This window comes from Baaleninema simplex PCC 7105 (assembly GCF_000332355.1).
In the GTDB taxonomy this organism is placed as follows: Bacteria; Cyanobacteriota; Cyanobacteriia; order Cyanobacteriales; family Geitlerinemataceae; genus Baaleninema; species Baaleninema simplex.
The window spans coordinates 2,428,663-2,437,663 of sequence record NZ_KB235958.1 but is presented as its reverse complement, the minus strand read 5'-3'; the positions used below and the strand labels follow the sequence as shown (position 1 = coordinate 2,437,663).

General features: G+C 51.8%; 7 protein-coding genes. 6 read left to right on the top strand and 1 reads right to left on the bottom strand.

Going from position 1 to position 9,001, the window contains the following annotated elements; translation table 11 throughout:
• Positions 1-219 precede the first annotated feature (219 nt).
• Positions 220-936, top strand: a complete 717-nt coding sequence (locus GEI7105_RS30305) for an alpha/beta hydrolase (RefSeq protein WP_017660854.1) — start codon at positions 220-222, stop codon at positions 934-936.
• Positions 937-1,023: 87 nt separating this feature from the next.
• On the opposite strand, the gene GEI7105_RS0112785 is transcribed toward GEI7105_RS30305, so the two are convergent.
• Positions 1,024-2,235 carry an RNA-guided endonuclease InsQ/TnpB family protein gene (locus tag GEI7105_RS0112785; protein WP_017660853.1) on the bottom strand — a complete coding sequence of 404 codons (1,212 nt, stop codon included), beginning with the start codon at positions 2,233-2,235 and terminating at the stop codon, positions 1,024-1,026.
• A 443-nt stretch (positions 2,236-2,678) separates the two neighbouring features.
• Here GEI7105_RS0112785 and zds point away from each other — a divergent pair, with 443 nt between their 5' ends.
• From zds to GEI7105_RS0112760, 5 genes are all read left to right on the top strand, one after another.
• Entirely contained in the window at positions 2,679-4,115 is a 1,437-nt protein-coding gene (gene zds, locus GEI7105_RS0112780) for a 9,9'-di-cis-zeta-carotene desaturase (protein WP_017660852.1), read from the top strand.
• Positions 4,116-4,388: 273 nt separating this feature from the next.
• Positions 4,389-4,838 carry an SRPBCC family protein gene (locus GEI7105_RS0112775; RefSeq protein ID WP_017660851.1) on the top strand — a complete coding sequence of 150 codons (450 nt, stop codon included), beginning with the start codon at positions 4,389-4,391 and terminating at the stop codon, positions 4,836-4,838.
• A gap of 41 nt (positions 4,839-4,879) precedes the next feature.
• On the top strand, positions 4,880-5,518 hold the full coding sequence (locus GEI7105_RS0112770) for an ABC transporter ATP-binding protein (RefSeq protein WP_017660850.1): 639 nt from the start codon (positions 4,880-4,882) through the stop codon (positions 5,516-5,518).
• A gap of 400 nt (positions 5,519-5,918) precedes the next feature.
• The gene (locus tag GEI7105_RS0112765; protein ID WP_017660849.1) at positions 5,919-6,746 is read left to right on the top strand and encodes an exosortase-dependent surface protein XDP2; all 828 of its coding nucleotides are present in this window, start codon (positions 5,919-5,921) and stop codon (positions 6,744-6,746) included.
• A gap of 328 nt (positions 6,747-7,074) precedes the next feature.
• The gene (locus tag GEI7105_RS0112760) at positions 7,075-8,880 is read left to right on the top strand and encodes a proline--tRNA ligase (RefSeq protein ID WP_017660848.1); all 1,806 of its coding nucleotides are present in this window, start codon (positions 7,075-7,077) and stop codon (positions 8,878-8,880) included.
• The last annotated feature ends 121 nt before the right edge of the window (positions 8,881-9,001 follow it).

Genomic DNA, 9,001 nt, shown 5'->3' with positions numbered 1-9,001 from the left:
AGCATCGTCATTTGACTTGATTGTTCTGAATATTTTAGCACAAAAAACAGGATTGTCAAAAGCCGCCCTAGAAGGCTTGCCCTGCTCGCACTGCTTGCACTGCTTGCACTGAGCTTGTCGAAGTGAGCTTGTCGAAGTGAGCTTGTCGAAGTGAGCTAAGTCGAAGGCTTGCCCTGCTCGCACTGCTTGCACTGAGCTTGTCGAAGTGAGCTTGTCGAAGTGAGCCAAGTCGAAGGGGGCGGGGTTTTAGACCCAAATTTTTTGATAAAAATGCTGTCGCCACAGCTTTACGGAACGGGGCCGACCGCTTCAGCGTTACCGACAATTTTAAAGACCTTAGAACAGTTACAAAACAAAGGCGTATTAGCCAGATTGTTAGACTTAAATCGCATTATTTTAGGCGGACATTCCGCAGGCGGACGGGTGGCGATCGAAAGCGCGAGTCCCCAGTTTTTCTCGCAAGTCGTCGCCTCCTTTGCCTATGGCGCTCATACCGCCGCCGCCGTACAAATAGGGTACGAGCCGGGGACAATTTTACCCTTACCCGATCGGTTACCGATGCTGTTAATCGGCGGAACCTGCGACGGCGTCATTGCCGAAAGCAGCCATCGATACGGCGTCAGTTGGGAACAGCCCACAACCCCAATTCAGCGAACTTTTCAAGACGCGATCGCCGGGGGACGCAACGACAGTTATCTGCTACTTCTCGAGGGCGCTAACCATTTTTCCATCGCCCAAACCTTCGACAGCACGACGGGGCGTCCGTTCCTAGATTTTCCCGAAACCCAACCCCGAGCCAAACTACAGGATCTAATGATAGAAGCGATCGCCTTATTCCTCGAAGCTCGCGTCAAATCCCAACCCGAGGCGATCGCGGCCTTAGAACGACTGACAACCGCCAACCGTGAGGCGATCGCCGCCTTCGAGTGCAAATAGTTCGCCACCGCCGAAGCCTCCCGGTCACCATTCCCCCAATAATTAAATTGACAACTCCCCGCCCTGGAAGGGGCGGGGATTCTCACTTCATAGGGAGAGTCTAGCTGAAGTACGAACTCCAACCCCGATCTCTTTACCCTCCATGAGCATTGTTCCGGTCTGCCCGACCGTACTCAGTCCTCTTTCTTTGACAACTTGGGCTGCTGCTACATCTCTGTCGGTCGTGTAGCCACAGCTAGAGCAAGAGTGAACCCGCTGCGACAGTTCCTTGCGACCACAGTTGGTGTAGCAATTAGGACAGATCTGGCTCGTCCCATTGGCATCGACCTTAGCGAAATACACCCCACGCTTCCAGCAGACATGACCAAGAATGGTTAAGAATGCTCCCCAGGAAGCATCGAGACAAGCCTTTCTTAAGGCTGAACGACCTAACGCTTTGAGGTTTAGGTTCTCAGCAAAAATCATTCCGGCTTGGTCGCACAGGTGGTGCGCTGTCTTGAAGAAGAAATCCTTCCGACCGTCGTGGATCTTTTCGTGCAACAACCCAATTTGTCGCTTAACGATCGACCAGCGTCTCGAACCCTTCTTCTTGTTCTTCAGTTTCCGTTGCAGCAATTTCAGCTTGCCTTCAGATTCCTTGAAAAACTTGTGTCCTTTGATGAATTCGTTATCGCTGGTTGCCAAAAACTTTTCGAGTCCCAGGTCTACCCCAATCGCGTGTCCATGAGGGATGAGATCGGGTACATCTACGTCACACTGGATACAGACACAGACGTAGTAGCCACTCGCCTTCCGCATCACTCTTATCTGCTTACAGACAAAGCCATCAGGAACGTCTCTCGACTTCCTGAACTCCACCTCACCGATCTTCGGCAAATGAATAATATTGTCTTGGATGGCATCAGGTTTGACCTGGGGAAAGACGAACGACCGCATCTGCTTCTTAAAACGAGGAAACCCGAATCCACGTTCCCACATATTGACAAAAGCCGCCTCAAGTTGTTTCAACACTTGCTGCAACACTTGAGATTGGGGAATCTTTAGATTCGGGTTTTCTTTCTTTGCCTGAGTCAACGATCTGCATTGATTAGCGTAAGTAGGCTTATTGACTTCAGGTGCAATGATATATTCTCGTTCTATCGAACAGCGATCGATTTGACATTTTCTAGAGTTAACCCAGTCCTTCCTCTCCCGCAGCGCATAGTTATACACAGAACGGCAGACAAGCAACCACTGGTCAATAGCGGTTGCTTGTTCGGCCGTCGGTATAAGTTTATACTGGTAGTTGAGGGTTAGCACTTTAGGAAAACATCTTAGTTTTTATCGAAAAATCTGGGTCTAAAACCCCGTCCTTCTAGGGCGGCTTTACAGTACAATGGACGTGAATGGTTAAACTGGCTAACGAAACCCAAGTTAGTAAGTTTGCCTAAAACTCCAATTGAATTGGAATTTTGGCGGTGGGACACACCGTTACAGCCTGTGAAGCGAGTGTAAGACTTGAAGGATCTCGATCCGGAGAGCAACTGCGAAAAACTCGAGAGAGAAGGAAGCAGGAACCCAAATCGCGAGGTTTGGGAATCACCGTCCTTCCAGGGCGGTGAGGATGTCAAAAGCATAGCCTAGAACTCAAAAGCCGTCCTAGAAGGCTTGCCCTGAGCCAAGTCGAAGGGACGGGGCTTTATACCCAGGATTTTTGGTAAGATTACAAGATGTAACGAAATACGCTCAGGAAAAAACTAAGAATGCGAGTTGCGATCGCTGGTGCGGGATTAGCGGGACTGACTACAGCCATCAACCTAGCCGATGCGGGACACGAAGTCGAAATCTTCGAGTCTCGCCCGTTCGTCGGCGGAAAAGTCGGCAGTTGGGTAGACGCCGACGGTAACCACCTCGAAATGGGGTTACACGTCTTCTTCGGATGCTATTACAACCTCTTCGCACTCATGGAGAAAGTGGGTGCGCTCGAATATCTGCGCCTCAAAGAACATACCCACACCTTCATCAACCAAGGTGGACGAGTCGGCCAACTGGACTTTCGCTTCTTCACCGGAGCGCCCTTCAACGGTTTAAAAGCCTTCTTCACCACCTCGCAACTGTCCCTGCACGACAAACTTCGTAACTCCCTCGCCTTGGGAACCAGTCCCATCGTGCGCGGCTTAGTCGATTTCGACGGGGCGATGAAAACCATTCGCGATCTCGATCGCATCAGCTTCGCCGACTGGTTTCGATCGCACGGGGGCAACAACGGCAGCCTCCAAAAAATGTGGAACCCCATCGCCTACGCCCTCGGCTTCATCGACACCGAAAACATCTCCGCCCGGTGTATGCTGACCATTTTCCAATTTTTCGCCGCCCGTAGCGAAGCCTCCGTCTTGCGAATGCTCGAAGGCTCTCCCCACACCTACCTGCACCAACCCATTCTGAACTATCTCGAAGAACGAGGCGCGAAAATCCACACCCGCCGCCGCATCCGTCAAATCAAATTTAGCGAAGCTAACGACAGAACCCGCATCGATGGCATCGTCGTCGCCGCCGGAGATGCCGAAGAAATCGTCAGTGCCGATGCTTACGTCTTCGCCTGCGACGTACCGGGAATTCAAAAAGTGCTGCCTCCAGAGTGGCGCAAATGGCCCGAATTCGACAATATCTACAAACTCGATACCGTTCCCGTCGCCACCGTACAACTGCGTTTCGACGGATGGGTGACAGAACTGCACGATGCCGAAAAACGCACGCAACTCCAAGAAGCAGCCGGACTCGACAACCTCCTCTACACCCCCGACGCCGACTTCTCCTGTTTCGCCGACTTAGCCCTCACCAGTCCCGGCGACTACTATAAACCCGGAGAAGGTTCGTTGATGCAACTGGTGTTGACCCCCGGAGATCCCTTCATCAAACAAAGTAACGAACAAATCGCCCAGCACGTCCTCGAACAAGTACGGGAACTGTTCCCCTCCGCCCGCGACTTAAACATGACCTGGTACAGTGTCGTCAAACTGGCACAATCTCTGTATCGAGAAGCCCCCGCCACAGATCCCTACCGTCCGCCGCAAGTCACCCCCGTCGAAAACTTTTTCCTCGCCGGAAGTTACACGCAACAGGATTATATCGATAGCATGGAAGGAGCCACCATTTCGGGGAATCATGCCGCTCGTGCCGTTCTCGAACGGTTTGGTTAGGGAGAATTGAGGAGATGAGGTGATAGGGAGATGATGAGATGATGAGGGGAGGGGGGCAGTGCGTGACGCGGTAACAGTTCCTTGACCTGATAGCGAGCAACATTTTTCGGCCGTGTCACACACCCTTGTATGTTGGCGGTGTACATTGTCGGTGCGTGACAGATCGATCGGTCTCACGTTCGACACCTGAGTTTTCAAGTCACGCAACCCTACCGCTGTTCCCCGTTCCCCGTTCCCCGTTCCCCGTTCCCCATCAACTATCAATTATCAAAAATGGCAGAGTGGTTAGAACATAGCGTTCAAGTGGAAGTTCCGGTTCCCATTGAGGAAGTCTGGAAATTGTGGTCGGATTTGGAACAAATGCCCCGTTGGATGCAATGGATCGATTCGGTTCACATCTTAGAAGACGATCCGTCTCTGTCGCGGTGGCGGTTAGCGTCGCGCAGTTTCGAGTTTAGTTGGCTCTCGCGAATGTTGCGGGTGATTCCCCATCAAATTATCCAATGGGAATCCGTCGATGGGTTGCCCAACCGGGGAGCAGTGCGGTTTTACGATCGCCACGGCGACAGTATCGTGCGGTTGACGGTGGCTTACGCGATTCCCGGTATCGTGGGAAAACTGATGGATAATCTATTCTTGGGACGGGTCGTCGAATCGACGATTCAAGCGGATATGGATCGCTTTCGCGAATACGCTCTCAACCATCGGGCGAGTCAATCTTAGTTTGTGATGCCATCTTGCAGTAACGCGCGATCGCTCCTTTCATGCTGCATATCAAAAATCTGAAATACCATCCTCCCGCCAGCCACACCGAAATTCTGCGATCGGTGAACTTCGAGATTTCACCGCAACAGTTAGGGTTGGCCATCGGTCCGAGTGGTTCGGGGAAAACCACGTTACTCGAAATTCTTTCGGGATTAGCCGAACCCACGTCGGGACAAGTTTTGTGGCGCGATCGCGAACTGCTTCCCGAACAGTTGCGACAACTGGCGGGGTTAGTGTTTCAATTCCCCGAACGTCACTTTTGCGGGAGTACGATTCTCGAAGAGTTGCGCCTCGGACATCCCGAAATCGGTTCCGAACAGATTAAAGTGGCCTTAGAAGAGGTTGGATTGAGCCATTTGTCCCTTCAGGCGTCTCCTTACGCCCTCAGTGGCGGACAGCAACGCCGTTTAGCCTTGGCGGTTCAACTCATCCGCCAACCGCAAATTTTACTTCTCGACGAACCCACAGCAGGTTTAGATTGGTCGATGCGCCGTCAGTTGGTGGCGTTGTTGGGTAAGCTCAAGCAACATTGGAGTTTGTTGGTGGTGACGCACGACGCGGGAGAACTCCTCGAAATTGCCGATCGCTGCTGGACGATCGATCGCGGAAAACTTCAACAATTGACCGTTGATAATTGACAGTAATCAGGGGTTTGACATACTCACGCCCGGCTTCAGCGGGCGTGATTCTTGACGGCTCGACACAACGTGCTACTCTCGAACCTCTGTTAATACGTACTTCTACTTGTTACCTTAACGAGATGCTCCCTCGCCGCATCTATGTAGAAGTACGCAATTTTTTCAAAGTCGAAGCTGTTTATACTCTAATTTTAGACAAATCTATTTATTTTTTAATTAAAACAAGTTTTTTTGTTTAATTTAAAATACGTAAAATCCCAAAAAAATAATTTTAAAATCTTATTTTAAAGAGTTTGTAAAGTCCGTAAATTCTCGGTTGTTCCCATATTTTCTATTTCTTAGTATGAACTCAGATACACGAATTAAACCGTTATCTGAATAGAAGAAGGAACGACCCAAAATGACTTCAAAAATTGAAACTCTCATTCGATCGAGCGCGATCTACAGTAGTCTGGCAGCCACCACACTGTTAGCACTCAACGTTTCTCCAGCTCAAGCGTTCAGCTTTACAACCAACAAGACCGGTAACGATGCCAAAGGTCTCATCGAACTCAACTCGATCCAACTCGAAGACGGCACGATTATCGACGACTTCTCCGTCATCAACGAAGCCCGAATCGTGAGCAACGACGAGTATAGTGGCGGAAACACCGGAGCGGCGAGTGCGGACATTGGCGATAACGTCGTTGCCGGTCCGAACACCGGGATGAAAAAAGAAAATCTCTCGGAAGACGAACTCCACGTCAACCTACAAAACCTCAACCTCAACAGCATCATCGACACCGAAGACAACGGTAACTTTGCTATCGATTTATTCTTCGATAAAGCGGTCGATAACCTGTTAGTTTGGGAACGGGGGATGAACAGCAAACTCGGCATCCAAGCGATCGATCGCAACGGCAATCTCATCGGTCGCTACTTGGAAGTCAATTCTCGCAACTGGCAGTATGCGGGTTACGACATCGACACCCAAGAAATCGGCGGTACTCAAAAAGTCGGTGCGCGGGGTATCAGCATGGCTGAATTGGGTGTGGAAGACCAATACATCACCGGTTTCCGCTTCATCAGCCAAAGCAATTTCAACGGTCCTGACTGGAAAATCCTAGGAACCGATGTCACCCGTGGCGGAGAAATTCCCCTCGAAACGGTTCCCGAACCCGGAACGATGGCTGGTTTGCTCGCCATTGGTGGATTGTTAGCTGCTTCTCGTCGTCGCAAAAACGGCTAGAACCGAATCTCGACAGTTGTTGGCTCGACTACAACAAGTGCAACACAACTGTCAAAGTGCAACACAACGCAAAGTAAGGAGCTGCGATGAGATGTGTAAGTTCGTCCAGCCCCGAAGAATCAATTCAGGGTGCAACGAAGACGACATCGGCGTTATTGCTGGTGTCGTTCGATTTTGAGCGTTTTTGGGGAAGCGAACGGGAATCGACGTTGTAGAGTCCTGGGATGCAAGGATTCGATGGCAGCTCGACGTGGCGATCGCGAAGCTACAAACGGCTGAGATTCTGCGATAATAAACACCCAACCAGTACACCAAGCGATCGAAGACAATGCGACTGTCCCAAATGCTCTTTGTCACTCTGCGCGAAGACCCCGCAGAGGCAGAAATTCCCAGTCACAAACTACTGCTGAGGGCGGGATATATCCGTCGGATTGCCAGTGGGGTGTACGCCTATCTCCCCTTGATGTGGCGCGTGTTGCAGAAGGTGTCCCAAATCGTGCGCGAGGAAATGAACGCCACGGGGGCCCAGGAGTGTCTGTTACCGCAGTTGCAACCGTCGGAGTTGTGGCAAGAGTCGGGACGGTGGGAAACTTACACGAAGGCTGAAGGGATTATGTTCGCCCTCACCGATCGCCAAGAGCGACAAATGGGGTTGGGACCGACTCACGAGGAAGTGATTACGGCGATCGCTCGCGACTGTATTCGATCGTACCGTCAACTGCCGCTGCATCTCTATCAAATTCAAACGAAATTCCGCGACGAAATTCGCCCCCGCTTCGGGTTGATGCGCGGTCGGGAATTTATCATGAAAGACGGCTACTCTTTCCACACGGACGAAGAGAGCCTCAAACAAACCTACGCAGACATGGATACGGCGTATCGCAACATCGTGCGTCGTTGTGGGTTGGCGTTTCAAGCCGTCGAAGCCGATTCCGGGGCGATTGGCGGTTCCGGTTCTCAGGAATTTATGGTTCTCGCCGACGCGGGAGAAGACGAGGTTCTCTACACGGAAGACGGAAGTTACGCGGCGAACGTGGAAAAAGCCGTCTCGCTTCCTCCGGAGGCGGAACCTTCGCCGTTTGCAACTTACGAAAAACGGGAAACCCCCGACACCGCCACCATCGCCAGCTTGTGCGATTGCTTGAACTGTTCGCCGACGCAGGTGGTGAAGAACGTTCTCTATCAAGCGGTGTACGATAACGGAACCACTGTGTTGGTGTTGGTGAGTGTTCGCGGCGATCGCGATGTCAACGAGGTTAAGTTGCAAAACGAACTGACGCGACGGGCGGGAGATTACGACGCGATCGCGCTCTTGTCGTTGACGGTTCCCGATGCAGACGCACAGCAGAAGTGGGCGGCGAACCCGCTACCTTTGGGATACATTGCGCCAGATTTAGCTGACGACTACATCGCCAAACAGAAAGACGTTGCGCCGAAATTCTTGCGCTTGGCGGACAAGACGGTGGAAAACTTGCAAAGCTTCGTCACTGGGGCGAACGAAACCGGATTTCACGTTGTCGGGGCGAATTGGGGCGACCAATTTACATTACCGCCTGTAGTGGATTTGAATAAGTCGATGGCGGGCGATCGCTCGTTGAAAAACTCGGAACAGGTTCTGCAAACCGCCCGAGGTATTGAAGTCGGCCACATTTTCCAATTGGGAACCAAGTATTCCGAGGCGATGGGGGCGACGTACACCGACAAACACGGGAAAGACAAGCCGTTAGTCATGGGATGTTACGGCATTGGCGTGTCTCGATTGGCGCAGGCAGCAGTCGAACAGTCTTACGATAAAGATGGCATTATTTGGCCGGTGGAGATCGCCCCCTATCACGCGATCGTCACGGTTCCCAATATCAACACGAAAGAACAGATGGAGGCGGCGGAAAAACTCTACGCGGAACTCAATGCGGCGGGTGTGGAAACGTTACTCGACGATCGCAAGGAACGGGCTGGAGTGAAGTTTAAAGACGCCGATTTGATTGGGATTCCCTATCGTGTGGTGACGGGGCGATCGATTTCTGAGGGTAAAGTGGAAGTGGTCGATCGCGCGACGCACGAGTCTCGAGACATGGCGATCGCGGATGTGGTTCCTACGTTAAAACAGTGGGTTGAGGAAGCCTTGGCGCGATAATCTCTCTGGGGGCGCGGTGGGGTGCATCTCAATTTCGTAGAACGACCCCTCCGCGCCTCGACTGAGGCTTCGACGGTGAGCGCTCAGCCGAACCGCGCTCGCCGAACGTCCTTCGGCACCT

Excerpts from the sequence above, each read along its gene's own strand:
- GEI7105_RS0112760 (WP_017660848.1), top strand. The coding sequence starts at position 7,075 with ATGCGACTGTCCCAAATGCTCTTTGTCACTCTGCGCGAAGACCCCGCA.
- zds (WP_017660852.1), top strand. The coding sequence starts at position 2,679 with ATGCGAGTTGCGATCGCTGGTGCGGGATTAGCGGGACTGACTACAGCC.
- GEI7105_RS0112770 (WP_017660850.1), top strand. The coding sequence starts at position 4,880 with ATGCTGCATATCAAAAATCTGAAATACCATCCTCCCGCCAGCCACACC.
- GEI7105_RS0112775 (WP_017660851.1), top strand. The coding sequence starts at position 4,389 with ATGGCAGAGTGGTTAGAACATAGCGTTCAAGTGGAAGTTCCGGTTCCC.
- GEI7105_RS0112765 (WP_017660849.1), top strand. The coding sequence starts at position 5,919 with ATGACTTCAAAAATTGAAACTCTCATTCGATCGAGCGCGATCTACAGT.